Consider the following 23,755-nt stretch of genomic DNA (forward strand, 5'->3'; position numbering starts at 1 on the left):
CCCGCCCTTTTTGCTGCGCCCATTTCTGCGGCGCACGTGCAGCGCCGCCCGTTTCCTCCCCGGGGGAGCGAAGCCTCGCTCGATGCTCGACGCACACCGCCCGACAGGACGGAGCGCGCCCGCGTCCCGCGCTGGGACACCGGGTTCGCGGGTGGTAAACGACCCGTAAACCAGCTATTTACGTGCTTCGGTATATCCCTGTGCTTCATGTGGAGAGCGCCCCGACAATTCGGCGGCGGCACTCTTTGAGTAAGGGGGCGTATGCCGTTCGATTCGGTCCAGATCGCGCGTCAGGGAGGCATTTGGGGAGCACTCGATGCCCTCGCCGCATCCGACGGCAGCGCCGGCCATCCTTATGTCGGGCGGCTGCGGCAGAACATGGAACCGCTGCGCGACCTTGCCGACGCGGCCCATTATCTTTGCCTGCTGCACGGCCGGCATCCCGGCGTGATCGATCATGCGCTCCCGCACGCTCGCGACTCGGTGGAGCGCGCCTGGCTGGAAGCGGCCGCGGAGGCCTTCGCCGCCGAGCGCGCCCTGCTCGTCCAGCTCGTCGCGGCCGCCGGCCCCCTGCCGAGCACGCCCGGACAGGCGGAGAGCGACAACGCCGCGCTGCACCAGCGTCATGCCGTCGAGATGCTGTCGCAATCCGATCGTGCCGGCTGCGCCACCGGAACGGCGCTTGCCCTTGTGCTCGATTGGACCGCGATCCGTGCAGTGCTCAATTCCGCGGCCGAACGGCTCGGTCTCGAGATGCCAGAGACCCGCCTGCCGCCGATTGAGGAGACCGCGAGCGTCGTCGCCGAACTGAGCGGCGAAACGATCATCGAGCGCGCCATCCTGTTCGGCGCGGAGCAGCTGTTCGCCCAGCATCGCGGGCTTTGGGAGTTGCTTGAAGCGCGGATGGAAGCCCGCGGCCGCGCCTAGCGGCGGCCATCGCCGCCATCTCTCCCGGGTTGCGCGCGGCGGCGCGCGCCCGTACCTGCGGTTCGAACATCCGAGAGGAACCGCATGCGCTTCGAAGGCACCCAGAGCTATGTCGCGACCGAGGATCTGAAGGTCGCGGTGAACGCCGCCGTCACGCTCCGCCGCCCGCTGCTCGTCAAAGGCGAGCCGGGAACGGGCAAGACCGTGCTGGCCCATGAGATCGCCAAGGCCGTCGACGCCCCGCTGATCGAGTGGAACGTCAAGTCGACAACCAAGGCGCATCAGGGCCTGTACGAATATGACGCGGTTGCGCGGCTGCGCGACGGACAGCTCGGCGACGAGCGTGTGCACGACATTTCCAACTATATCCGCAAGGGCAAGCTGTGGGAGGCGTTCACGTCGCCGCGCGTGCCGGTGCTGCTGATCGACGAGATCGACAAGGCCGACATCGAGTTTCCGAACGATTTGTTGCAGGAACTCGATCGGATGGAATTCCACGTCTATGAGACCGGCGAGACGGTCCGCGCGCACGAGCGCCCGATCGTGGTCATCACGTCCAACAACGAAAAGGAGCTGCCCGACGCGTTCCTGCGCCGCTGCTTCTTCCACTATATCCGCTTCCCCGATCGCGAGACGATGCAGGCGATCGTCGACGTCCATTTCCCGGGCATCCAGAAGCTGCTGGTGAAGAAGGCGATGGACGTCTTTTACGACATCCGCGACGTGCCGGGCCTGAAGAAGAAGCCCTCCACCAGCGAGCTGATCGACTGGCTGAAGCTGCTGCTGCACGAAGACATGCCGCTCGACGTGCTCCAGTCGCAGGATCCGTCCAAGGCGATCCCGCCGCTTCACGGCGCGCTGATCAAGAACGAGCAGGATCTGATGCTGTTCGAGCGGCTGGCCTTCATGAGCCGCCGTCAGCAGAACAAGGGCTGAGCGCGACGATCGGGCCGCTACGCTAAGCGCTTGGTCGACAGTCACCGACTGGAAACGCTTTCGATCTATTCCGGGCTCTGCTCGACGCCTGTGCGAGCCGAACCGAAGAGGCGGAAGCGAAGAGGCCGAAGCGAAGCATGAAGCTGCTGCCCCCTTTCGTCGCCCTCCTGGCGCTCGCCCTGGGCCTTGTGGGCTGTAACCAGTCGCGCAGAGGCGGGGAGTTGCGCCTGAAGCACAGCGTGACCGTGATGACGCCCGATGGCCCGCGCTCCTTCTTCAGCGTCGTCAGCCTGGATGGAATCCAAGCCTATAATCACGGGTTCGGCGGCTCCGGCTGGGGCGCGATCAGCTGCACGCTGACCGGCGAGGCCGTCCGCGTTCCGATCGGCGGAAGCGACTTCTACTTTCTGTTGGCGCGTCCCGGCGGGTACACGCCGGCCTGGACTCAGATCAAGCTGGTCAAGTCACATTTCGGTCTGCCCAATCACACCGACGACGCGCGTTGGGTGAAGCAGTGGCGCGCGCTTGCGCAAAGCGGCAGCGCCGTCGATCTGGCGCCGGAGGCGTTTCCGGCAATCGCGGTCATGCCCGCCGGGGGATGGATGAACGACGCCCGTCTGGTGTCGCCGGCCGAAGCCGAAACATTGGGGCTGCACGTGCTGCGCTATCGACTCGAAATCACGCGCGATCCGGTCGGAGCCTATCCAGGCGCGGCGGTGCGCTACCGCGAGCGCGACCGCACCGCGCCGAACACCGGGATCGGCAGGGAGCTGTTCACGGTCGTCGACGGAATCGCCTAGCGGCGGGTCGCGCCACGGCTTCGCCTGCCAGCAGCCCCCTTGCGGCACTTACGCCCCAGGCAGATCGAGATCGGCCGTGTCGGCGACATAGCCGAGCAGTGCGCCCGGCTCGCAGTCGAGCACCAGGCACATCTTGGCGAGCGTGGCGAAGCGGATGCCGCGCACCTTGCCCGAACGGAACAGCGAGAGCTGCGTCTCGCTGATCCCGATCCGTTCGGCGAGTTCCTTGCCGGTCATTCCCCGCGCGGCGAGCATCGCCTCCAGCGTCACCGTGACCGGCATCAGATGATCTCGTCGAGTTCGACGCGCATCTCCCCCGCCTGACGCAGCAGTTGCGCGACGAGAACGAGCGTTGCGCCGATCACACCGAGCGTCACTGCCGCGCCGTCGAATCCCAGGATCGTCATCTGGCGCAACAAAAGCCCCGTGAGCAGCGGCGTGCCGATCACATTGAACAGCGCTCCGAAGAACAGCGCCAGCCCCACGCGAAGCAGCAGCCGGGGCACCACCATGTCGAACAACGCGCCGCCCGCCAGCGCCTTGAGCGCCTGACGCACCATCCAGATCGCCCAGACATAAACGTACATCGGGAGATAGAGCAGCAGCAGGCTGGGCGCGAAGCTGGGCGCGCGCACCATTCCCCAGAGCTGTACCAGCGCGAGCAAGAGCAACAGCGCGAAGGGCGCCGTGACGAGCCACATCAGCATGCGCGCACGCTGACGGAGGGAGTGAACAGCCATCGAGACGCTCCAGCGAATTTAATCTTGACTTAAATTCGCACCCACAGCAGCTTTAAGCAAGAGTTAAATCATAGGAGCCGCGACCGATGGTGCCTGCGCTTGAGACCGACCGACTGAGCAAGCGTTTCCGCAAGACCTTGGCGGTGGACGCAGTGTCGATCACCGTGCCGCGCCGCGCGATCTACGGCTTTCTCGGCGCGAACGGCGCGGGGAAGACGACGACGCTCAAGCTGGTGCTTGGCCTGCTGCGTCCCGACGCGGGCAGCATTCGCCTGTTCGGCAACGATCCGGCGCAGGCGCGGCTGCGCATCGGCTCGTTGATCGAAACGCCCTCGCTGTACGACCATCTCACCGGGCGCGAGAATCTCGATCTCACGCGCCGTCTGCTCGGCCTTCCGACGCGCGAGATCGACCGGGTACTCGACATCGTCGACCTGCGCAGCGCGGCGCGGCGGCGCGCAGGGGGATATTCGCTCGGCATGCGCCAGCGGCTGGCGATCGCCCGCGCGCTGCTCGGCGATCCGCGTCTGCTCATCCTCGACGAGCCTTCGAACGGGCTCGATCCCGATGGCATCCGCGACATGCGCACGCTGCTCCGGCGCCTGCCGGAAATCGGCGACGTCACGCTGATCGTGTCGAGCCATCTGCTCGCGGAGATCGAACTGGTGGCGAGCCACGTCGGCATGCTCCACAAGGGAAAGCTGCTCGTCGAAGCGCCGCTCGGCGAACTGACCGCGGCGGGCGGCGCAGTCGAGGTGCGCACGGGCGATCTCGCCGCCGCCGAGCGGATCGTCGGCGAGGCCGGCTTCGCTTTCGAACGCGTGGACGGCGACGCCCCGCTGCTCGTGCGCGGCGCTCCACCGGAGGCGATCGCGGCGCTCCTCGTCAGCCGCGGCCAATCGCTCTCGCACCTCGCGGCACGACGCAACTCGCTCGAGCAAATCTATCATCGGCAAGCTGCCCAGGCAGCGTGAGGAGACCATGATGCTGCACCGCTATCTGATCGTCGAAATCCTCAAGCTGCGCCGTTCGCTCGCGCTGCTTCTCTGCCTGGCGGCGCCCAGCTGCGTCGCGATCCTGAACCTGCTGATCGGCCTCGACAGCGAAGCCCCTGAGATCGAACTCGCGCGGGTCGGCGCCAGCTGCGCGGCGATCTGGTCGTTCGCGATGCTGCCGCTCGCCGTGACGGCACTGAGCGTGCTGATGGCACAGATGGAGCACGGCCCGCGCAGCTGGAACCACCTTCTCACGCTGCCTGGCGCACGCCCCAACGCGTTCCTCGCCAAGGCGCTGGTGATGCTGGTGCTGATCGCCGCGATGTCAGCACTGCTCTGGCTGGAGGCGCTGGGCGCCACCTGGCTCCTCGGGCAGCTGAAGCCACAGGCGACGGGCAACGCAGAGCCCGCGGCGCTCGCACTCACGCTCGCCAAGATGGCGGTGGCATCGATGCTCGTGGCGATGCTGCAGCTTTGGGTTGCGCTCCGATTTCGCAGCTTCGTGCCGCCGCTCGTCTTCGGGATCGCGGGCACCTTCGTCGCGATCGGCGCCACGACGGCACGGCAGGGCGTCTATTTCCCCTGGTTGCTGGCAGTGAACATCCTTTCGCTGCCCGAGCGCCAGAGCATCGCGCTTTGGCTGGGCAGCCTCGGCGGCGCCGCGGCACTGCTCGCCATGCTGGTCCACCTCAGCCGCCGCGAAGCCTAGCCGAACGTGGAATGCAGAGCTATGCGGCGCCGATGGCGGCACTGCATACCCCGGCCGAACGGCGATTGTGGCTGGCGATCGGAGCATTCGCAGCGTTCGGGCTGGCGCTGCGGATCGCTGCCGGACAGGGCGCGCTCTGGCTCGATGAGGCCTGGTCCGCCTGGTATGCGGATGCGACCGGGACGCCGCTCGGCGTCTTCCTGAACATCAACCACGACAACAATCATCATTTGAACACGCTGTGGTTGCAGCTGGTCGGAGCCGATGCCCCGCCGCTCGTGCAGCGGGCGCTCTCGATCCTCACCGGTACCGCCGCCGTTTTCGTCGCCGCGATGATCGCCCGGCGCCAGGGCGCGTGGCCGGCGCTGCTGGCGGCGCTGCTGTTCGCCGTGTCGCCGATGCTGGTGACCTATGGCGCAGAGGCGCGCGGCTATGCGCCGATGCTGCTGGCGCTCCTGCTCGTCACGCTGGTCGTGCTGCAGTGGCTCGATGCGCCGAGCGAGCGCCCGCTGCATGCGGGCGGCGTCGCCATCGCCGTAGCGCTCGGCATGCTGGCACAGCTCACGATGATCTTCGGCCTCGCCGCGATCGCGGTTGCAGCGGGCGCGGGGCTCCTGCTGCGCATGCCGTGGCGCAGCGCATTGAAGCAGGGGCTTCCGCTGATGCTGGCCTTGTTCGCCCCTGCGCTCGGAGTGATCGCGCTGGTTCTCGGGATCGGCGCCGCGCAAGACGGCTTCCAGTTCGGCAACATCGACACATTCAGCCCCACGGCATGGGCCGAGGGACTGGCAATGCTGCTGCGCTATGCGGTCGGCGGCCCCGTGGCTCTTGCCGTCGCGATCGCGCTGGCCGTGTTCGCAGCGACTCGCTTGAAGTCGCTGACCAGCGACGTGATCCTCTTCGTCACGATGACGGTCGCGGTGCCGCTGGGCCTGCTCGTCCTTCAGTTCGGAAACGCGGGCATGCCGCGATACCATCTCGTCGGCGGCGTCGGCTTGCTGATGCTCGCGGCCGTGGGCGGCGGGACGTTGTTCGCCCGGCGCGGCGCCGCGCACTGGATCGCGGCCGCGTGCCTGGTGACGATCACGGCCGGGGCACTGATCGCCGACCGCTCGATCATCGAGAATCGCCGCGCCGATCCGAGCCTCGCCATCGAGGCGATGCAGCGCCGCGCTCCCGCCGGCACGGCGGTGGCAGTCGAGCGCGATCGCGCCTTCGCCGTGCTCGAGATCGCGGCGCTGCAGGCGAACTATCCGCTCGTCATCGAAGAGGCCCGCTGCCCGGCCGCGCGCTTCCTGTTCATCGACCGCGACGGCAACCAGCCCTTCCCCGCCCAGCCGCAACGCTGCGGTGTGCGCTTCGCCACGGTCGCCGAGAGCGAAGCCGAAGGGCTGTCGGGATCACATTGGCAGCTCTACCAGGCCATCCCATAGTTGCCCCGGGCCGCCCACAAGCGCACAAGGGGCCCCATGTTCTTTTCCTTCGTCGACGAACTGCGCGCCGCCGGCATCTCCGCCAGCATGAAGGAGCATCTGCTGCTTCTCGAAGCGCTCGACCGTGATGTGATCGAGGCGACGCCCGAAGCCTTTTATTACCTCGCGCGCGCCACGTTCGTGAAGGACGAGGGACTGCTCGACCGGTTCGACCAGGTGTTTGCGAAGGTGTTTCGCGGCATCGCCAGCGACTATGGCGTCGCGCCCGCCGAAATCCCCGAGGAATGGCTCAAGGCCATCGCGGAGAAATATCTCAGCCCGGAGGAGATGGAAGCGATCAAGTCGCTCGGCTCGTGGGACGAGATCATGGAGACGCTGAAGAAGCGCCTCGAGGAGCAACAGGGCCGGCATCAGGGCGGCAACAAATGGATCGGCACCGGCGGCACCTCGCCCTACGGCAATTCGGGCTATAATCCCGAAGGCGTGCGGATCGGCGGCGAAAGCCGGCACAAGCGCGCGGTGAAGGTGTGGGACCAGCGCGCCTTCAAGAACCTCGACAACACGCGCGAACTGGGCACGCGCAACATCAAGGTGGCGCTCCGCCGCCTGCGCCGCTTCGCGCGCGAGGGCGCCGCCGACGAGCTGGACCTGGACGCCACCGTCGCGGGAACCGCGCGGCAGGGCTGGCTCGACATCCAGATGCGTCCCGAGCGCCACAATGCGGTCAAGCTGCTGCTCTTCCTCGACGTGGGCGGATCGATGGACCCGTTCATCAAGGTCTGCGAGGAGCTGTTTTCGGCCGCGACCAGCGAATTCAAGAACCTCGAATTCTTCTACTTCCACAACTGCCCCTATGAGGGGGTGTGGAAGGACAATCGCCGCCGCTTCAGCGAGCGGACGCCAACGTGGGACGTGCTCCACAAATATGGCCACGACTATAAGCTGGTCTTCGTCGGCGACGCGTCGATGAGCCCCTATGAAATCACGCATCCGGGCGGATCGGTCGAACATTTCAACGAGGAAGCGGGCGCGGGGTGGTTGCAGCGGCTGACCAATACCTATCCGGCCGCGGTCTGGCTCAATCCGGTGCCCGAGCAGCATTGGGGCTATTCGCAGTCGGTTCGCCTGATCCGCGAGCTGATGACCGATCGCATGTACCCGCTGACGCTCGACGGGTTGGACGAGGCAATGCGGGAACTGAGCCGCAAGCGCTGACTCGGCTCAGAGCCGATCGACTGCCCTGCCCAGCTTGCGCAGCATTGCGGCATCGCCGGGCCGGCCCTCCGCCGCCTCGTTCGCCAGCGCGAGGAGGCGCACCGCGCCGAAGCTCGCGGCGAGCCCCTTGAGGCGAAGTGCCGCCGACTGCCACTCCACGGCGGTGTCCGCCGCCTTCATCGTCTGAATGCCGCGCTGTGCGCCTTCGAGAAACGCTTCGCGCAACTCTGCGATCAGCGCGGGCTCGTCGCCCACGGCCGCCGCGAGTGTCGCATCGATTGCACCAGGATCATACGCCATCGGAAAGCTTCTAACCGGCATCGGCTTAATGCTTCGTTTCGGCTGGTGTTGGTTGCCTGAAGAAACGTGGTAAATAGACGAGATGACAGGGGCATCGAACGCGGAAGCCGCAGTGACGGCAAGGCACGACGGCGACGAGCTGTTGCTTTCGGACACCGTAGAGGATGCGGCCTCCGCATCGCCGCCGGCCGAGCGGGACGACACGGCGTTCGGCGACGAAGGTCCGGCGGGACGCAGCTTCGGCTGGATGCTGCCGGCGCTCGCGATACTGGCCGTGCTTGCCTGGTTTGCCGGAATGCTGTGGCTTGCCGCTCCGGCACTGCGCACGCCCCTGGCGCCGATCGAGCTGGTGCAGTTCATCGGCGCGCTCTGTGTCCCGCCGGCCCTTGTGGGCATTCTCTATCTGCTCGGACTGCGCACCAGCAGGGCGGAGGCGCGTCGCTGGAGGAGCACCGCCCGCGCGATGCGCGCCGAAGCCGCGAGCCTGGAGCGCGTGCTCGGCACACTTTCGACCAAGCTCGATGCGAACCGCAGGGAACTCGCCGAGCAGACGACCTTGCTCATCACTGCCGGGGACGGCGCGGTCGAGCGATTGCAGGCAGTGGCGAACGGCATGGGGCACGAGGCGCGGTCGGTCGAGACGAGCGCCACAACGCTCAGTTCGGCGGCGCGCGATGCCACGAAGAGCATCGAGATCATTCTCTCGTCGGTACCCAAGGCGCACGAGCAGCTCCGCGACATGCGCGAGACGATCGATGCCGCCGGCCTGGGCGCGGGCGAGCGCGCCAGTGCGCTGGAGGCGCAATTCGTGGCGCTCGCCGAGCGCGGCCGGGAAGCCGATACGATCGCCGGCGGCGCCGCGCAGAAGCTTGCCGCGCACCTCCAGCGGATGGAAGCGACGAGCGAAACGACGCGCAACCGGCTCGAGGAAGTCACCGGGCACATGTCTGCCGCAGTGGAGGATATTCTCGCGCGAACGGCACAGGCGGTCGACGAGGCCCGGCGGGGGATCGACGCGCAGGGGGCGGCGATTCGGGCGATGCTCGACGCCAATCAGGCGGCGCTGGATCGGTCCGGCAAGGATGCCGCCGATGCGCTAGCCGAGCGCGTGTCGGCGGTCGAGGAGACGCTTTCGCGCGTGTCGCTGCGGCTGGGCGAGGAACAGGGGCGGAGCGATGCGCTCTTTGCGGGGCTTTCGGAAGGCATCGCTCAGGCCAATGCCGACTTCGCCGATCTCCATGCAAGCGGCACCGAGCGGGCACAGGCACTCGCGGCAACGATCAGTGCGCTTACCGGCTCGATCGGCGCGATGACCGAGGCGATGCGAACCGGCGACGACACGGCGCACAAGGTGATCGGCACCGCCGAGGAACTGCTGACCGCGCTGGATGCCTCCGCGCGCGAGATCGACGAGACATTGCCGCAGGCGTTGGAGCGGCTCGATGCACGGATCGGCGCGAGCCGCAAGGTCGTGGCCGATTCGAAGCCGGAACTGCTTGCCCTGGTGACCGCCGCCGAAAGCACGCACGATGCGATCGAGGCGATTGCGGACGTCGTCGCCAAGCAGCGCGAGACGCTGGACAAGACCTCGCAACAGCTGCTCGACACCCTCGACAGCGGGCGCGAGAAGGCACAGTCGCTCGAAACCATCGTCGACGAGGCAATCACCACGACGCAACGCTTTGCGGAGGATGCCGCCCCTGCCCTGGTCGAGGCTCTGGTGCGCGTTCGAGAGACCGCGGCAGCGGCTGCCAAGCAGGCGCGCGAGACGCTCGGAAGCGTGGTGCCCGAGGCGGAGCGCGCGCTGGAGGATGCCGGCGCCGGTGCGCTTCGCCGGGCCGTGGACGGCGCCGTGAAGCGTCAGCTTGCCGAGCTTGCCGAGACTACCGAGGCGGCGGTGGGCGCCGCGACACTGGCTTCGGAGCGCCTCGCGCAGCAGATGCTCGCTATTGCCGAGACCACTGCCTCCGTCGAGAGCCGCATCGAGGACGCACGCGCCGAGCGCGAGCGGGCCGACAGCGACAGCTTCGCGCGCCGCGTCTCGTTGCTGATCGAAGCGCTCAATTCAGCGTCGATCGATATCACCAAGAGCTTCTCGCAAGAGGTATCCGACAGCGCCTGGGCGGCCTATCTGAAGGGCGACCGGGGGGTTTTCACTCGGCGCGCGGTGCGGTTGCTCGATGCAGGCGAGGCACGGCAGATCGCAGCGCTTTACGATGCCGACGAGGGCTTCCGCGACAACGTCAATCGCTACATTCATGATTTCGAGGCGATGCTGCGCCAGATCCTGGCGCTGCGCGACGGTTCGCCGCTCGGCGTGACGCTTCTTTCTTCGGACATGGGCAAGCTGTATGTCGCGCTCGCCCAAGCGATCGAGCGGCTGCGAACCTGAAGATCAGCGCGCCCAGTCGAGCATGTCCGGCGTGATCCAGCCGTAGGTATAGTTCAGATAGAAGAGCGTGAAGAAGATCGTACCGACGATCGTCGTGCGAATCAGCATCCGCCCGAAACGGAAGCCGTGGGGCGCACTCTCGGCCTGACCCGGGACCAGCTCGGCACCCGCCTCCTCGTCGGTCCGGACGCCGAACGGGAGCACCAGGAAGACCGAGAACACCCAGAACAGGAAATAGATCGCAATCGCAGATTCGATCCCCATCGCGTCACACCTCCACGATCAGCACATCGACGACCGGCTTCTTGCCCGTCCAGCGTGTCGCCGCCCGCCGCACCGCGAGCCGCACCGCCTCGCGCAGCGCATCGATATCGCGCCCTTCATAGCCGCGAACGGCCTTCGCCGCAGCCTCCGCCGCTTCGGCGAGGAACGGCTCGCGATCCTCCTCGACCGGCACGCCCTGGAGGCGGATTTCCGGATTGCCGCGCAGCACCCGCCCCTGCCCGATCGCGACCGCGACCGAAATCTGGCCGTTGAGGCCCAGCTTGCGGCGCTCGTTGATCGTGCCGCCGTCCGCAGGAAGGATCACGTCGCCGTCCAGCACGAGTCGGCCGACGGGCGCCTGCCCAACGACCTCGGGCGTGCCGGGCGCCAGGCGGATCACCTCGCCGTTCACCTGAAACACCGCACCGGGGACCCCCTGCTGCACGCCGAACCGGGCCTGCTCGATCAGATGACGCACCTCGCCATGGACCGGCAGCAGGATCTGGGGCCGGATCCAGCGATACATCTCGGCCAGCTCGGGGCGACCCGGATGTCCCGAAACGTGAACGAATGCCTGGCGATCGGTGACGATCTCGACGCCCTTGTGGGCGATCGTGTTCATGATCCGGCCGATCGCCAGCTCGTTGCCGGGGATCTGCTTGGAGGAAAAGACGACCAGATCGCCCTTGTCGAGCTTGATCTGATGGGTGCCGTCCGCGATCCGCGCGAGCGCCGCGCGCGGCTCGCCCTGCCCCCCCGTGGCGACGATCATCACGCGCTCGCGCGGCAGCCGCATCGCGGTATCGAAGTCGATGGTGTCCGGAAAATCGCGGAGATAGCCGGACGCCTTGGCAACCCGCAGGATCCGGTCGAGCGAACGGCCGGCGACGCACAGCTCGCGGCCGGTGTCGCGCGCGACTTCGCCCAGTGTCTGCAACCGTGCGGCATTGGACGCGAAGGTGGTGACGAGGACGCGGCCCTTGGCGCCCGCGATCACTTCGTCGAGGCCCTTGCGCACCTCGGCTTCGGAACCGGACGCCTGGGCATTGAAGACGTTGGTGGAATCGCAGACGAGCGCCAGCACGCCCTCGTCGCCGATCGCGCTCAGCTCCGCGCCGGTCGAAGGCTCGCCGAGCAGCGGTGCCTCGTCGAGCTTCCAGTCGCCAGTATGGAAGACGCGGCCATGGGGCGTGTCGATCAGCACCGCATTGCCCTCGGGAATCGAATGGGCGAGCGGCACATAGCGGAAACCGAACGGCCCGAGCCGGAAGCTGCCCTCGCGCTCGATCACGTTCAGCTCGACGCGGTCGGCAATGCCCTCCTCCTCCAGCTTTCCGCGGATCAGGCCGGCGGTGAACGGAGTGGCGAAAAGCGGCACGCCGAGATCGCCCGCCAGATAAGGCAAGGCGCCGATATGATCCTCATGCCCATGGGTGAGGACGATGCCGAGCAGATCGTCGAGCCGCTCCTCGATGAACTGAAGATCGGGCAGGATCACGTCGATGCCGGGATAGCCCGCGTCACCGAAGGTGATGCCGCAATCCACCATCACCCATTTTCCCTGGGTGCCATAGAGATTGACGTTCATTCCGATCTCGCCCGATCCACCGAGCGCGACGAAGAGCAATTCGTTCCTGGGAGTCACTGATATCCTAACGTTTGGCGCCGAATGGGCCGTACCGGGATGAAAGCAGACAGATAGGAAGGGCCGGCCGGTTTTGCACGTGCACGCCCGCTCCTACCGGAGCCGCTCCCACAGCATCGCCAGCCCCTGGATCGTCAGGTCGGGCTCGATCGCGTCGAACACGTCCGTCTGCTCTTCGAACAAGACGGCCAGCCCGCCCGTGGCGATCACCTTGGCAGGCCGGCCGATCTCCGCCTTCATGCGTGCGACCAGCCCCTCGATCATCGCGACATAGCCCCAATAAATGCCGATGTGCATCTGATCGACCGTGTTGCGCCCGATGACGCTCGGCCCCTGTGGCGCCTCGATCGCGATCCGCGGCAGCTTAGCGGCGGCGCTCACCAGCGCATCGAGCGACAAATTGATTCCCGGGGCAATGATTCCGCCCTTATAGGCGCCGCTGAAATCGACAACGTCGAACGTAGTGGCGGTGCCGAAATCGATCAGGATCAGATCGCCGTCGTGCCGCGCATGGGCGGCCAGCACGTTGAGCGCGCGATCGGCGCCCAGGCTCTGCGGCTCCTCAACATCGAGCGCAAAAGTCCATTGCGCCTCGCCCTGCCCCGCGACCACCGGATCGGTGCCGAAATATTTGCGGCTCAGCACCTGAAGGTTATGGAGCGCCCGCGGCACAACTGTGCCGATGATCACGCCGGAAACGATCGAGCGGTCGAGATCTTCCAGCTGCAGGAGCTGGCTCAGCCAGACTGCATATTCGTCGGCGGTGCGCCGCGGATCGGTCGCGATCCGCCAGCGCGCGCGGATCGCCGTGCCGTCGACAAGCGCAAAGACGACGTTCGTATTGCCGGCATCGATCGCAAGCAGCATGGGACCTTGGGCTCTTTCTTCAGATCAGGAACACGTCGCCGGCGTGCATGACATGAGTGCTTCCGTCCGCCAAGCGCAGGATGAGCGCGCCGTCTCGATCAAGCCCCGCGAACAGGCCCTCGACGGTGCTTCCGTCGGACGTGCGTGCGGTGAGCGCCGTATCGCGCGGATGCGCGCGATCGATCCAGCGATCACGCACCGGCGCCAGCCCCTCGCTGCGCCAGCGGGCGAGCCACCGGGCGAAGGTTTCGGCCAGCGTCTCGACGAACAGCGACGGATCGGGAGCGGCGCCGTGCGCGGCGAGGCTGGTTACCGGACGGTCGAGCCCTTCGGGATGGTGCGACAGGTTGGCGCCAAAGCCGATCACCACGACGTCGCCCGCCCGCTCGAGCAGGATGCCGGCCAGTTTCGCGCCCGCCAGCATCAGGTCGTTCGGCCATTTCAGCGCGAGACCGGAGCGATCCCCGCGAAGCATGGCGACGGTCTCTTCCAGCGCAACGGCCGCCACCAGCGCGAGCGTGGCAGCGGGCGGATCGCTTCCGCGCAGCCGGACAAGTGTGCTCGCATAGCAGTTGCCGGGCGGGGACACCCACGACCGCCCTTGGCGGCCCCGCCCCGCCGTCTGGCGTTCGGCGCGCAGCCAAACCCCTTCGGCCGCACCCGCGCCTGCAAGCGCCAGCAGATCGGCATTGGTCGATCCCGTCTCGCCGACGGTGCGGATCATCCCCGTCAGAAGAGCGCCCGCGCCGCGTTCATCGTCCAGAAGCCGAGCACCGGGATCAGGAGATAGCCGAGCGGCGATATGAACGCCGCCGTCAGCACGATCAGCCCGCCTTCGACCGGACCCGTACCGCGCGCGAAGGCGGGAGCGGGCGCATCGAAGTACATCGTCTTGACGATCTTGAGATAATAGAAGGCGCCGATCACCGAGGCGACGATACCGATCACCGCCAGCGGGAACAGGCCGGCCCGAACCGCCGCCTCGAACACTTCGAATTTCGCCCAGAAGCCGAATAGCGGCGGAATACCCGCGAGGCTGAACATGAACATCGCCAAAGCCAGCGCCAGCGCAGGCCGTGTGCGCGACATGCCGGAGAGGCTGGCGATCGTCTCGATCGTCTGGCCATCGTCCCCGCGCATCTGGAGCACCACCAGGAAGCTGCCGAGCGTCATCACGACATAGATGGTCATGTAGAAAAGGACGCTGGCGACCCCCTCCTGCGTACCGGCGGCAAGGCCGATCAGCGCAAATCCGACGTTGTTGATCGACGAATAGGCAAGCAGCCGCTTGATGTTGGTCTGGCCGATCGCGGCAACCGCGCCAAGGATGATCGAGGCGAGGCTGGCGAACACGACGATCTGCCGCCAGTCGCCGACCGCAGGCGCCATCGCTTCCATCGCGACGCGCACCGCGAGCGCGACTGCCGCGACCTTCGGCGCCGAAGCGAAGAAGGCAGTGACCGGCGTAGGTGCGCCTTCGTACACGTCGGGCGTCCACATATGGAACGGCACGGCCGAGATCTTGAACGCCAGCCCGGCGAAAACGAACACCAGTCCGAACAACAGCCCGATCGAGCGCTCCTCACCGGTGACGGCATAGGCCAGCGCGATCCCGTCGAACAGGGTGGTGCCCGAGAAGCCATAGACCAGCGAAATGCCGTAGAGCAGGATTCCGCTCGCCAGCGCGCCCAGCACGAAATATTTCAGCCCCGCCTCGGCCGAGCGCGCATCGCGGCGCATGAAGCTGGCCAGGACATAAGCCGCGAGGCTCTGAAGCTCGAGCCCGACATAGAGCGTGATGAGATCCCCGGCGGAGACCATCATGCCCATGCCCGCGGCTGAGAAGAGAATCAGCACCGGATATTCGGGCCGGAGATCATCGCCGCTAGTGCGTGCGAAGAACTTCGGCGCGATCACCACGGCGACCGCCGCCGCACCGAAGATCAGCACCTTGGCGAAGGCTGCGAAACTGTCGGCGCGATAAAGGCCGTAGAATGCCTCGCCGCCCGCCGAGGCCGGACCGGCGAGCGCGATCCCCGCACCCGCGAGAACCGCCACCGCGGCGATACTGACGGCGCGGGTCGCGCTCTGGCCGCCCCAGGCGGCGACGAGCATGAGGACAATGCCGCCGACCGCGAGCACCAGCTCGGGAAGCGCCATCATCAGCTGAGTCGAATAGTCCATCAGTGCGCCTCCCCGTGCGCCGGGGCCGTTTCGCCATGCCCGCCTTCGAGACCGTGCCCGGCCGCGGCCGGATTGCCCGGCGTGGGCCGTGAATCGCCGATCGGGCGGGCGCGGTCGACCCGCTCGACCAGCCGGGCGACGTCGGCGCGCATCGGGGCGAGGAACGGTTCGGGATAGACGCCCATCCACAGCACCACCGCCGCGATCGGCGCCAGCAGCGAGATTTCGCGCATGCTGAGATCAGGCATGGCGGCGGCATCGGCATTCCGCTGCACGCCGAACACGACCCGGCGATAGAGCCAAAGCATGTAGCCCGCAGCCAGGATGATGCCGGTGGTGCACAGGAGCGCCGCCCAGGTGGAGACCTGATAGGTCCCGGCAAGGCTCAGGAACTCGCCGACGAAACCGCTGGTCCCCGGCAGGCCGATCGATCCCATGGTGAAGAGCAGGAACAGCACTGCATAGCGCGGCATGTTGACGGCCAAGCCGCCGTAGCGGTCGATCTCGCGGGTATGCAGCCGGTCGTAGATCACGCCGACGCACAGGAAGAGCGCGCCCGAAACCAGCCCGTGGCTGAGCATCACCACCATCGCGCCTTCGATGCCCTGGGCATTGAACGCGAACAGGCCGATGGTGACGATCGCCATATGCGCGACCGAGGAATAGGCGATCAGCTTCTTCATGTCCTGCTGCACCAGCGCGACGAGGCTGGTGTAGATCACCGCGATCGCCGACAGGCCGAAGACCAGCCAGACGAGCTGCGCCGAAGCTTCGGGAAACATCGGCAGGCTGAACCGCAGGAAGCCGTATCCGCCCAGCTTCAGCAGCACGCCCGCCAGGATCACCGACCCGGCGGTCGGCGCCTGGACATGCGCGTCGGGCAGCCAGGTGTGCACCGGCCACATCGGCATCTTGACCGCGAACGACGCGAAGAAGGCGAGCCACAGCCAGATCTGGACGTCCGGCGGGAAATCATAGGCCATCAGCGTCGGGATGTCGGTCGTGCCGGCGGTCACCGACATGTAGAGCATCGCGATCAGCATCACGAGCGAGCCGAGCAGCGTGTACAGGAAGAATTTGTACGAGGCGTAGATGCGGTTCGCGCCGCCCCAGATGCCGATGATGAGATACATCGGAATGAGACCGGCTTCGAAGAACATGTAGAACAGGAAGATGTCCTGCGCGGCGAAGGTGCCGATCATCAGCACTTCGGTGAGCAGGAACAGCGCCATATATTCGGGCACGCGCTCGGTGATCGCGCGCCAGCTCGCGCCGATGCAAATCGGCATCAGGAAGACGCTGAGCATGATCAGCATCAGCGCGAAACCGTCGATGCCGAGCGCCCAGCCGAAACGGCCGAACAGCGGCAGATACTCGACGAACTGCCATTGCGCGCCGCCGACGTCGAAATTCGCCCAGACGATGCAGCCGAGTACGAAGTCGATCAGCGTGGCGACCAGCGCGATCGTGCGCGCAGCGCCAGCGCTCGCGAAGAGGCACAGCACCGCCGCCACTGCGGGAACGGCAAGCATGATCGAGAGCATGGGGAGATTTTCCATCACTCCGCCCTCACCGCGTCACGACCCAGGTGACCGCGGCCGTGAGCCCGATCAGCATGATGAAGGCATAGGTATAGACATATCCCGATTGGAGCCGCCCGCTGGCGACGCTGCCCCATTGCACCACCCGCGCCAGGCCGTTGGGGCCGAAGCGGTCGATCGTGCCTTCGTCACCTGCCTTCCAGAAGAAGCGGCCGATTGCCAGCGCCGGGCGCACGAAGACGATGTTGTAGAGTTCGTCGAAATACCATTTCCGCAGCAGGAAGGCATAGACGACGCGGAACGTATCCGCGGCGCGCGCCGGGAAACCGGGAGAGACGATATAGGCGAGCCAGGCGGTGACGAGCCCTGCCAGCATCGCCACGGTCGCCGAAATCTTCACCCACAGCGGCACTTCGTGCATCGCGTGCGCAAGATGCGCGTCATGGAAGAGGCTGCCGCGCCAGAATTGCTCGCCGGCCTCGACCTCGATGAAGAAATGGTGGAACACGAAGCCCGCCAGCACCGCACCCAGCGTGAGCACCAGCAGCGGGACCAGCATCACCCAAGGGCTCTCGTGCGGATGATAACCGCCGGTGCCCTCGGGCGCATACTGCTCCGCCGCTTCGGGCGCAGGCGCATGGCCGGCATCCTCGGCCGCGGGGTTGTCGATCACGTCATGGCCGTGCGCACGCCCGTCCTCGGCGCCATGGCCATCGCCATGATGGTGCGCGTCGTGCACCGCATGCTGGATATGCTCGGAAGCGATCCAGCGCGGCTGCTGCCAGAAGGTGAGGAACATCAGCCGCCACGAGTAGAAGCTCGTCAGCAGCGCGACGATCACGCCCACCCAGAATGCGGGCGCCGCGCCTGCCGCCCAAGCGGCTTCGATGATCGCATCCTTCGAATGGAAGCCGGCGAAACCGATCGGCGCGTTGCCGAAGATCCCGGGAATCCCGACGCCGGTGATCGCCAGCGTTCCCGCCATCATCGCCCAGAAGGTGATCGGGATCGCCTTCCGCAGCCCACCGTAGAAGCGCATGTCCTGCTCGTGGTGCATCGCGTGGATCACGCTCCCCGCGCCGAGGAACAGCAGCGCCTTGAAGAAGGCGTGGGTGAACAGGTGGAACATCGCCGCGCCGTACATGCCGACGCCGGCGGCGAAGAACATGTAGCCGAGCTGCGAACAGGTCGAATAGGCGATCACGCGCTTGATATCGGTCTGCACCAGCGCGACGGAGGCCGCGAACAGGCAGGTGGCGGCGCCGATGAAGGTGACGAAGCCGAGCGCGATCGGCGCGGCCTCGAACATCGGCGAGAGGCGGCACACCATGAACACGCCCGCCGTGACCATCGTCGCGGCGTGGATCAGCGCGGACACCGGCGTCGGGCCTTCCATCGCGTCGGGAAGCCAGGTGTGCAGCCCGAGCTGGGCCGACTTGCCCATCGCTCCGATGAACAGCAGCAGGCAGAGCAGCGTCATCGTATCGACGCGATAGCCAAGGAAGCCGATCGTGGAGCCGGCCATTGCTGGAGCGGCCTCGAGGATCGCGGGGATCGAGATCGTGCCGAACACCAGAAACGTGCCGAAGATGCCGAGCATGAAGCCCAGATCGCCGACGCGGTTGACGACGAAGGCCTTGATCGCAGCGGCGTTGGCGCTCGGCTTGCGGAACCAGAATCCGATCAGCAGGTAGGAAGCGAGGCCGACGCCTTCCCAGCCGAAGAACATCTGGACCAGATTGTCCGCCGTCACGAGCATCAGCATCGCGAAGGTAAACAGCGACAGATAGGCGAAGAACCGCGGCTGATCCGGGTCCTCGGCCATATAGCCCCAGCTGTAGAGATGGACGAGCGCCGAGACGCTGGTGATCACGACCAGCATCACCGCGGTCAGCGCATCGACGCGCAGCGCCCAATCGACCGACATGTCGCCCGAGACGAACCAGGTGAAGACGGGCGCGACGCCGGCCTCAAGCGTTCCCGACAGGAAGCCGAGGAAGATCGGCCAGCTGAGCCCGCACGCAATGAACAGCGCGCCCGTCGTCACGAGCTTGGGAAACGCAGTCCCGAACGCACGGTTCGAAAGGCCGGCGACGATCGCCGCCAGCAGCGGAAGCCCGACGATGAAGTGAATTGCCTGCACCGGACGTTTACCCCTTCATCCGGTTGACGTCGTCGACCGCGATCGAACCGCGGCCGCGGAAGTAGATGACGAGAATGGCGAGGCCGATCGCCGCCTCGCCCGCCGCGACCGTCAGCACGAACATCGCGAAGACCTGTCCGACCAGATCGCCCAGCGCCGCCGAGAAAGCGACGAGATTGAGGTTCACCGAGAGCAGGATCAGCTCGATCGCCATCAGGATGACGATCAGATTCTTGCGGTTGAGGAAGATCCCCAGCACGCCGAGCGTGAACAGGACGGCCCCCACGACCAGATAATGCGTGACTCCGATCACAGATCGACTCCCTTGCCGACCGGCGGCTTGGCCATGCGGATCGCGTCCTTCGAACGGCGGTTGATCTGGCGCGAGACGTTCTGGCGCGTCACGCCACCGCGATGGCGATACGTGAGCACGATGGCACCGATCATCGCGACCAGCAGGATCAGCCCGGCTGCCTCGAACGCGAACAGATAGCGCGAATAGAGCAGCCGCCCGACCGCCTCGATGTTCGGCACGCCGGCCTCGATCGGGCTGATCCGGCGGCTAAGCTCGATCCCGCCCACGCTCCACGCGCCCACCGCGATGAAGATCTCGGCGACCAGCGCCACGGCGAGCGCGAGGCCCACCGCCGCATAGCGCACGAATCCGGCGCGCAGCTCCGCGAAATCGATGTTGAGCATCATCACGACGAAGAGGAACAGCACCGCGACCGCGCCGACATAGACGATGACCAGCAGCATCGCGATGAACTCCGCGCCGACGAGCAGCATCAGACCGGCGGCGTTGAAGAACGCCATGATCAGCCAGAGCACCGAATGCACGGGATTGCGCGAGAAGATCACCATCACTGCGGAGGCGATCACCACGACGGCGAAGAGATAAAAGGCGATAGCCTGGATCACGAGAGTTGCTTGCCCCCAAGGCGCCGGTCGGTCCGGGCAGACGGGTTAGAATCGATTGGCACGCCGCTTACCGATAGGGTGCGTCGGCGGCAAGGTTCGCCGCGAGGACGCTTTCCCAGCGGTCGCCGTTCGCGAGCAGCTTTTCCTTATGGTAGATCAGCTCCTCGCGGGTTTCCGTCGCAAATTCGAAGTTCGGCCCTTCGACGATCGCATCCACCGGACATGCTTCCTGGCACAGACCGCAATAGATGCACTTCACCATATCGATGTCGTAGCGCGTGGTTCGGCGGCTGCCGTCGGCGCGCGGCTCGCTTTCGATGGTGATCGCAAGCGCGGGACAGACCGCCTCGCACAGTTTGCACGCGATGCACCGTTCCTCGCCATTGGGATAGCGACGCAACGCATGCTCGCCCCGGAACCGCGGCGAGACCGGGTTCTTCTCGTACGGATAATTGATCGTCGCCTTGCGCTTGAAGAAGTACTTCAAGGTCAGCGCATGCGCCTTGAGGAACTCCCACAGCGTGAAGGATCGGATGGTCTGGGCGAAACTCATTGGGTCACTATCCCGGGTTCGATCGTGGAACGGCAGATGCCGTCGGTGGGATATTGCGGCCGGTCGGCCGCGTAGGTCGTACCATGCACGGTCACGCGCTCGAGGTAGACGCGTTCGCTGGGCGCACATTCGGTGCCCACGCGCGTCAGCATCAGAAAGCCCGAGATGAGGAACACGAAGAACAGCGACAGCGGCAGGAAAACCTTCCAGCCCAGCCGCATCAGCTGGTCGTAGCGATAGCGCGGCACCGTCGCCTTCACCCAGCTGAACAGGAAGAAGAAGAACAGGATCTTGGCGAACAGCCAGATGATCCCGGGCACCCAATAGAGCGGCTCCCAGTCGAACGGCGGGAGGTACCCACCCCAGAACAGGATCGCATTGAGCGCGCACATCAGGAGGACGTTCGCGTATTCGCCGAGCCAGAACAGCGCGAAGCTCATCGAGCTGTATTCGGTCTGATAGCCCGCGACGAGCTCGGATTCCGCTTCGGTGAGGTCGAACGGCGCGCGGGCGGTTTCCGCGAGCGCCGAAATGAAGAACACCACCGCCATCGGGAAGATCAGCGGATTGAAGCCATGGCCGTTGATGAAGCCGTAATAGCCGCGCTGCGTCTCGACGATGCCGGTGAGGTTGAAGGTTCCCGACCAGAGCACGACCGAGATGAGGACAAAGCCGATCGCGACTTCATAGCTGACCATCTGGGCCGCCGCGCGCAGCGCCGAATAGAAGGGGTATTTCGAGTTGGACGACCAGCCCGCGATGATCACGCCATAGACCCCCAGCGAGGAGGCGGCGAGCACGTAGAGCAGCCCGACGTTGATGTTGGCCAGCACGACGCCGGCCTGGAACGGGATTACCGCCCAGACGATCAGCGCCACCGTGAAGGTGATGATCGGCGCGAGGAGGAACAGGCCCTTGTTCGCGCTCGTCGGGATGATCGTTTCCTGGAGGAAGACCTTCAGACCATCGGCAAAGGATTGCAGTAGCCCTAGCGGGCCGACGACGTTCGGCCCCTTGCGCAGCGCAATGGCGGCCCAGATCTTGCGATCGGCATAGATGACCATCGCCACCGCCAGCATCAGCGGCAGCGCGATCACGAGGATGCCCACGATGGTCGCGACGAACCACGCCCATTCGTAGTTCATGCCCCAGGATTCGAAGAAGCTGGTCACTCTGCGGCCTCCGCGAAATCCTGCCCATGGATCAGTTCTGCGGAGCAGCGCTGCATCGTCGGGCTCGCGCGGCAGATCGCATTGGTCAGGTAGAAGTCGGCGATCGGATAGGTCACTGCCCCTTCCGCCTCGGAAGCGAGCGCCGGCGGGCTCCAGTCGAACCGCACCAGCCCCTCCTGCGCCAGCGCGGGAACCTCGGCGCTCATCTGCGCGCGCAGTTCGCCATAGCTGTCGAACGGAAGCACCTTTCCGAGCCGCTCGGAAAGCGCGCGCAGGATCGTCCAGTCCTCACGCGCGTCGCCCGGAGCCTGCGCGGCACGTTCGCTGCGCTGAACGCGCCCTTCGAGATTCACGAAGGTGCCGTGCTTCTCGGCATAGGCGGCCCCCGGCAGGATCACATCGGCATGATGTGCGCCGACATCGCCATGATGGCCGAGGAAAACCTTGAAGCTGCCCGCGAAGGCGGAGAAATCGACTTCATCGGCGCCCAGGAAGAAGGCCAGCTTCGGCTTGGCGCCGACGATGTCGGCCAGGCCGCCCTTCTGCGCATAGCCGAGCAGGAGCGCGCCCATCCGCGCCGCGGCGGTATGGATCACGCCATAGCCGTTCCAGGGCGTGCCGTCCTCGAGCGTGCGAACCAGCTTCAGCCGGTCGACCAGCGCGAGCGAGCCTCCCTGCCCCTTTGCGAGGGCGCCGGGGCCGACGATCACCAGCGGGCGCGCCGCCTTGTCGAATACGTCGGTGAGTGCGGACGGCAACCGGCCGAGAATCGCGAGATCGTCGCCCAGCCATTCGGCCTTGTAGGTGAGATCGATTTCGGGACCGATCGCGAACACCTTGGCTCCCCGCTTGATCGCCTTGCGCACGCGTGTGTTGATCAGCGGGGCTTCCCAGCGGAGATTGGTGCCGAGAAGCAGGATCGCGTCCGCGTCCTCGACGCCTGCGATCGTCGGATTGAACGCAACCGCGCCCAGGCTCGACACATCATAGGCAAGCCCGGTCTGGCGGCTCTCGAGCAGGTCCGAGCCCAGCGCCTTCACCAGCGCCTTGGCCGCGAACATCGTCTCGCAATCGACCAGATCACCCGCAATCGCTGCGACGCTGGAACCTGCGGTCTGCGCCGCGGCAGCGATCGCATCGAACGCCTCTTCCCAGCTCGCCGCCTGGAGCTTGCCGTCACGACGGACGAATGGCCGGTCGAGCCGGCGATAGCCGAGGCCGTCGACATGGTAGCGGGTCTTGTCGTGCGCCCACTCCTCGTTCACGTCCTCGTTGATGCGCGGCAATGCGCGCAGCACCGCGCGGCCGCGCCGATCGATGCGGATGTTGGTGCCGACCGCATCCATCACGTCGATCGCCATCGTCTTAGTGAGTTCCCAGGGACGGTATTCGAACGCGTAGGGCTTGTGCGTGAGCGCGCCGACCGGGCACAGATCGTTGACGTTGCCCGACAATTCGCTGGTCACTGCCTTTTCGAGATAGGAGGTGATCTGCATGTCCTCGCCGCGATAGATCGCGCCGATCTCCTCCACGCCGGCGATTTCCTCGGCGAAGCGGATGCAGCGGGTGCAGTGGATGCACCGGGTCATGATCGTCTTGACGATCGGACCCATATATTTCTCGGTCACCGCGCGCTTGTTCTCGTCGTACCGCGACCAGCCCTTGCCATAGGCCATGGTCTCGTCCTGCAGATCGCACTCACCGCCCTGATCGCAGATCGGACAATCGAGCGGATGATTGATCAGCAGAAACTCGAGCACGCCTTCGCGCGCCGCCTTCACCATCGCGGAATCGGTGCGGATCTCCTGATTGTCCGCGGCGGGGAGCGCGCAGCTTGCCTGCGGCTTGGGCGGCCCGGGCTTCACTTCGACCAGGCACATCCGGCAATTGCCGGCGATCGACAGCCGCTCATGGTAGCAGAAGCGCGGGATTTCCTTCCCCGCGGCCTCGCAGGCCTGGAGCACGGTTGCGCCCTGCGGCACTTCCACTTCGATTCCGTCGACGGTCAGTTTCGGCAT

General features: G+C 66.1%; 23 protein-coding genes. 8 read left to right on the top strand and 15 right to left on the bottom strand.

Going from position 1 to position 23,755, the window contains the following annotated elements:
* Positions 1-261 precede the first annotated feature (261 nt).
* From H7V21_RS02340 to H7V21_RS02350, 3 genes are all read left to right on the top strand, one after another.
* The gene (locus tag H7V21_RS02340) at positions 262-927 is read left to right on the top strand and encodes a DUF6975 family protein (RefSeq protein WP_188055034.1); all 666 of its coding nucleotides are present in this window, start codon (positions 262-264) and stop codon (positions 925-927) included.
* Between the two features lie 84 nt (positions 928-1,011).
* Entirely contained in the window at positions 1,012-1,863 is an 852-nt protein-coding gene (locus H7V21_RS02345) for an AAA family ATPase (protein WP_188055035.1), read from the top strand.
* Between the two features lie 137 nt (positions 1,864-2,000).
* Positions 2,001-2,663, top strand: coding sequence for a hypothetical protein (locus H7V21_RS02350; protein ID WP_188055036.1), 663 nt, complete (start codon positions 2,001-2,003; stop codon positions 2,661-2,663).
* 48 nt (positions 2,664-2,711) lie between these two features.
* Here H7V21_RS02350 and H7V21_RS02355 read toward each other — a convergent pair whose 3' ends face one another.
* Together H7V21_RS02355 and H7V21_RS02360 are read right to left on the bottom strand one after the other, a co-directional pair.
* Positions 2,712-2,945: a helix-turn-helix domain-containing protein gene (locus H7V21_RS02355; protein WP_188055037.1), complete on the bottom strand. Its 234-nt coding sequence runs from the start codon at positions 2,943-2,945 to the stop codon at positions 2,712-2,714.
* The gene (locus H7V21_RS02360) at positions 2,945-3,403 is read right to left on the bottom strand and encodes a DUF2975 domain-containing protein (RefSeq protein ID WP_188055038.1); all 459 of its coding nucleotides are present in this window, start codon (positions 3,401-3,403) and stop codon (positions 2,945-2,947) included. The genes H7V21_RS02355 and H7V21_RS02360 overlap by 1 nt, the downstream gene beginning before the upstream one ends.
* A gap of 86 nt (positions 3,404-3,489) precedes the next feature.
* Here H7V21_RS02360 and H7V21_RS02365 point away from each other — a divergent pair, with 86 nt between their 5' ends.
* Genes H7V21_RS02365 through H7V21_RS02380 form a run of 4 tightly spaced genes read left to right on the top strand, consistent with a single transcriptional unit; the run spans position 3,490 to position 7,755 of the window.
* Complete coding sequence (locus H7V21_RS02365) at positions 3,490-4,377, top strand: ATP-binding cassette domain-containing protein (RefSeq protein ID WP_188055039.1); 888 nt, start codon at positions 3,490-3,492, stop codon at positions 4,375-4,377.
* Positions 4,378-4,384: 7 nt separating this feature from the next.
* Complete coding sequence (locus H7V21_RS02370; protein ID WP_188055040.1) at positions 4,385-5,107, top strand: ABC transporter permease; 723 nt, start codon at positions 4,385-4,387, stop codon at positions 5,105-5,107.
* A gap of 32 nt (positions 5,108-5,139) precedes the next feature.
* Entirely contained in the window at positions 5,140-6,540 is a 1,401-nt protein-coding gene (locus H7V21_RS02375; protein WP_188055041.1) for a glycosyltransferase family 39 protein, read from the top strand.
* A gap of 36 nt (positions 6,541-6,576) precedes the next feature.
* Complete coding sequence (locus H7V21_RS02380) at positions 6,577-7,755, top strand: vWA domain-containing protein (protein ID WP_188055042.1); 1,179 nt, start codon at positions 6,577-6,579, stop codon at positions 7,753-7,755.
* 6 nt (positions 7,756-7,761) lie between these two features.
* Here H7V21_RS02380 and H7V21_RS02385 read toward each other — a convergent pair whose 3' ends face one another.
* A complete protein-coding gene (locus tag H7V21_RS02385) occupies positions 7,762-8,055 on the bottom strand; it encodes an Hpt domain-containing protein (protein ID WP_188055043.1) in 294 nt (97 codons plus the stop codon).
* Between the two features lie 112 nt (positions 8,056-8,167).
* Here H7V21_RS02385 and H7V21_RS02390 point away from each other — a divergent pair, with 112 nt between their 5' ends.
* Positions 8,168-10,447, top strand: coding sequence for a hypothetical protein (locus H7V21_RS02390; protein ID WP_188055044.1), 2,280 nt, complete (start codon positions 8,168-8,170; stop codon positions 10,445-10,447).
* 3 nt (positions 10,448-10,450) lie between these two features.
* On the opposite strand, the gene H7V21_RS02395 is transcribed toward H7V21_RS02390, so the two are convergent.
* From H7V21_RS02395 to nuoG, 12 genes are all read right to left on the bottom strand, one after another.
* Positions 10,451-10,711: a DUF1467 family protein gene (locus H7V21_RS02395; RefSeq protein ID WP_188055045.1), complete on the bottom strand. Its 261-nt coding sequence runs from the start codon at positions 10,709-10,711 to the stop codon at positions 10,451-10,453.
* Positions 10,712-10,715: 4 nt separating this feature from the next.
* A complete protein-coding gene (locus H7V21_RS02400; RefSeq protein WP_188055046.1) occupies positions 10,716-12,356 on the bottom strand; it encodes a ribonuclease J in 1,641 nt (546 codons plus the stop codon).
* A gap of 93 nt (positions 12,357-12,449) precedes the next feature.
* A complete protein-coding gene (locus H7V21_RS02405; protein WP_188055047.1) occupies positions 12,450-13,223 on the bottom strand; it encodes a type III pantothenate kinase in 774 nt (257 codons plus the stop codon).
* Between the two features lie 19 nt (positions 13,224-13,242).
* On the bottom strand, positions 13,243-13,947 hold the full coding sequence (locus H7V21_RS02410) for a biotin--[acetyl-CoA-carboxylase] ligase (RefSeq protein WP_188055048.1): 705 nt from the start codon (positions 13,945-13,947) through the stop codon (positions 13,243-13,245).
* Positions 13,948-13,952: 5 nt separating this feature from the next.
* Complete coding sequence (gene nuoN, locus H7V21_RS02415; RefSeq protein ID WP_188055049.1) at positions 13,953-15,407, bottom strand: NADH-quinone oxidoreductase subunit NuoN; 1,455 nt, start codon at positions 15,405-15,407, stop codon at positions 13,953-13,955.
* Positions 15,407-16,966 carry an NADH-quinone oxidoreductase subunit M gene (locus H7V21_RS02420; protein WP_188055050.1) on the bottom strand — a complete coding sequence of 520 codons (1,560 nt, stop codon included), beginning with the start codon at positions 16,964-16,966 and terminating at the stop codon, positions 15,407-15,409. The genes nuoN and H7V21_RS02420 overlap by 1 nt, the downstream gene beginning before the upstream one ends.
* A gap of 10 nt (positions 16,967-16,976) precedes the next feature.
* Positions 16,977-19,091, bottom strand: a complete 2,115-nt coding sequence (gene nuoL / locus H7V21_RS02425) for an NADH-quinone oxidoreductase subunit L (protein WP_188055051.1) — start codon at positions 19,089-19,091, stop codon at positions 16,977-16,979.
* 7 nt (positions 19,092-19,098) lie between these two features.
* The gene (gene nuoK, locus H7V21_RS02430) at positions 19,099-19,404 is read right to left on the bottom strand and encodes an NADH-quinone oxidoreductase subunit NuoK (protein ID WP_188055052.1); all 306 of its coding nucleotides are present in this window, start codon (positions 19,402-19,404) and stop codon (positions 19,099-19,101) included.
* Positions 19,401-20,012, bottom strand: a complete 612-nt coding sequence (locus H7V21_RS02435; protein WP_188055053.1) for an NADH-quinone oxidoreductase subunit J — start codon at positions 20,010-20,012, stop codon at positions 19,401-19,403. Before H7V21_RS02435 ends, nuoK begins: the two co-directional genes overlap by 4 nt.
* A 67-nt stretch (positions 20,013-20,079) precedes the next feature.
* Positions 20,080-20,565 carry an NADH-quinone oxidoreductase subunit NuoI gene (gene nuoI, locus H7V21_RS02440; RefSeq protein WP_188055054.1) on the bottom strand — a complete coding sequence of 162 codons (486 nt, stop codon included), beginning with the start codon at positions 20,563-20,565 and terminating at the stop codon, positions 20,080-20,082.
* Positions 20,562-21,737 carry an NADH-quinone oxidoreductase subunit NuoH gene (gene nuoH, locus H7V21_RS02445; protein ID WP_188055055.1) on the bottom strand — a complete coding sequence of 392 codons (1,176 nt, stop codon included), beginning with the start codon at positions 21,735-21,737 and terminating at the stop codon, positions 20,562-20,564. The genes nuoI and nuoH overlap by 4 nt, the downstream gene beginning before the upstream one ends.
* Positions 21,734-23,755, bottom strand: coding sequence for an NADH-quinone oxidoreductase subunit NuoG (gene nuoG / locus H7V21_RS02450; RefSeq protein WP_188055056.1), 2,022 nt, complete (start codon positions 23,753-23,755; stop codon positions 21,734-21,736). The genes nuoH and nuoG overlap by 4 nt, the downstream gene beginning before the upstream one ends.

The sequence above is a fragment of the Sphingosinithalassobacter sp. CS137 genome (assembly GCF_014334115.1).
Classification (GTDB): domain Bacteria; phylum Pseudomonadota; class Alphaproteobacteria; order Sphingomonadales; family Sphingomonadaceae; genus Sphingomonas.

What these genes read in the sequence shown, in the direction of transcription:
- H7V21_RS02385 (WP_188055043.1), bottom strand. Translation starts at nt 8,055, where the DNA reads ATGGCGTATGATCCTGGTGCAATCGATGCGACACTCGCGGCGGCCGTG.
- H7V21_RS02395 (WP_188055045.1), bottom strand. Translation starts at nt 10,711, where the DNA reads ATGGGGATCGAATCTGCGATTGCGATCTATTTCCTGTTCTGGGTGTTC.
- nuoI (WP_188055054.1), bottom strand. Translation starts at nt 20,565, where the DNA reads ATGAGTTTCGCCCAGACCATCCGATCCTTCACGCTGTGGGAGTTCCTC.
- nuoG (WP_188055056.1), bottom strand. Translation starts at nt 23,755, where the DNA reads ATGCCGAAACTGACCGTCGACGGAATCGAAGTGGAAGTGCCGCAGGGC.
- H7V21_RS02410 (WP_188055048.1), bottom strand. Translation starts at nt 13,947, where the DNA reads ATGATCCGCACCGTCGGCGAGACGGGATCGACCAATGCCGATCTGCTG.
- H7V21_RS02420 (WP_188055050.1), bottom strand. Translation starts at nt 16,966, where the DNA reads ATGGAAAATCTCCCCATGCTCTCGATCATGCTTGCCGTTCCCGCAGTG.
- H7V21_RS02340 (WP_188055034.1), top strand. Translation starts at nt 262, where the DNA reads ATGCCGTTCGATTCGGTCCAGATCGCGCGTCAGGGAGGCATTTGGGGA.
- H7V21_RS02365 (WP_188055039.1), top strand. Translation starts at nt 3,490, where the DNA reads ATGGTGCCTGCGCTTGAGACCGACCGACTGAGCAAGCGTTTCCGCAAG.
- H7V21_RS02360 (WP_188055038.1), bottom strand. Translation starts at nt 3,403, where the DNA reads ATGGCTGTTCACTCCCTCCGTCAGCGTGCGCGCATGCTGATGTGGCTC.
- nuoN (WP_188055049.1), bottom strand. Translation starts at nt 15,407, where the DNA reads ATGGACTATTCGACTCAGCTGATGATGGCGCTTCCCGAGCTGGTGCTC.
- H7V21_RS02345 (WP_188055035.1), top strand. Translation starts at nt 1,012, where the DNA reads ATGCGCTTCGAAGGCACCCAGAGCTATGTCGCGACCGAGGATCTGAAG.
- H7V21_RS02370 (WP_188055040.1), top strand. Translation starts at nt 4,385, where the DNA reads ATGATGCTGCACCGCTATCTGATCGTCGAAATCCTCAAGCTGCGCCGT.
- H7V21_RS02405 (WP_188055047.1), bottom strand. Translation starts at nt 13,223, where the DNA reads ATGCTGCTTGCGATCGATGCCGGCAATACGAACGTCGTCTTTGCGCTT.
- H7V21_RS02375 (WP_188055041.1), top strand. Translation starts at nt 5,140, where the DNA reads ATGGCGGCACTGCATACCCCGGCCGAACGGCGATTGTGGCTGGCGATC.
- H7V21_RS02380 (WP_188055042.1), top strand. Translation starts at nt 6,577, where the DNA reads ATGTTCTTTTCCTTCGTCGACGAACTGCGCGCCGCCGGCATCTCCGCC.
- H7V21_RS02355 (WP_188055037.1), bottom strand. Translation starts at nt 2,945, where the DNA reads ATGCCGGTCACGGTGACGCTGGAGGCGATGCTCGCCGCGCGGGGAATG.
- H7V21_RS02350 (WP_188055036.1), top strand. Translation starts at nt 2,001, where the DNA reads ATGAAGCTGCTGCCCCCTTTCGTCGCCCTCCTGGCGCTCGCCCTGGGC.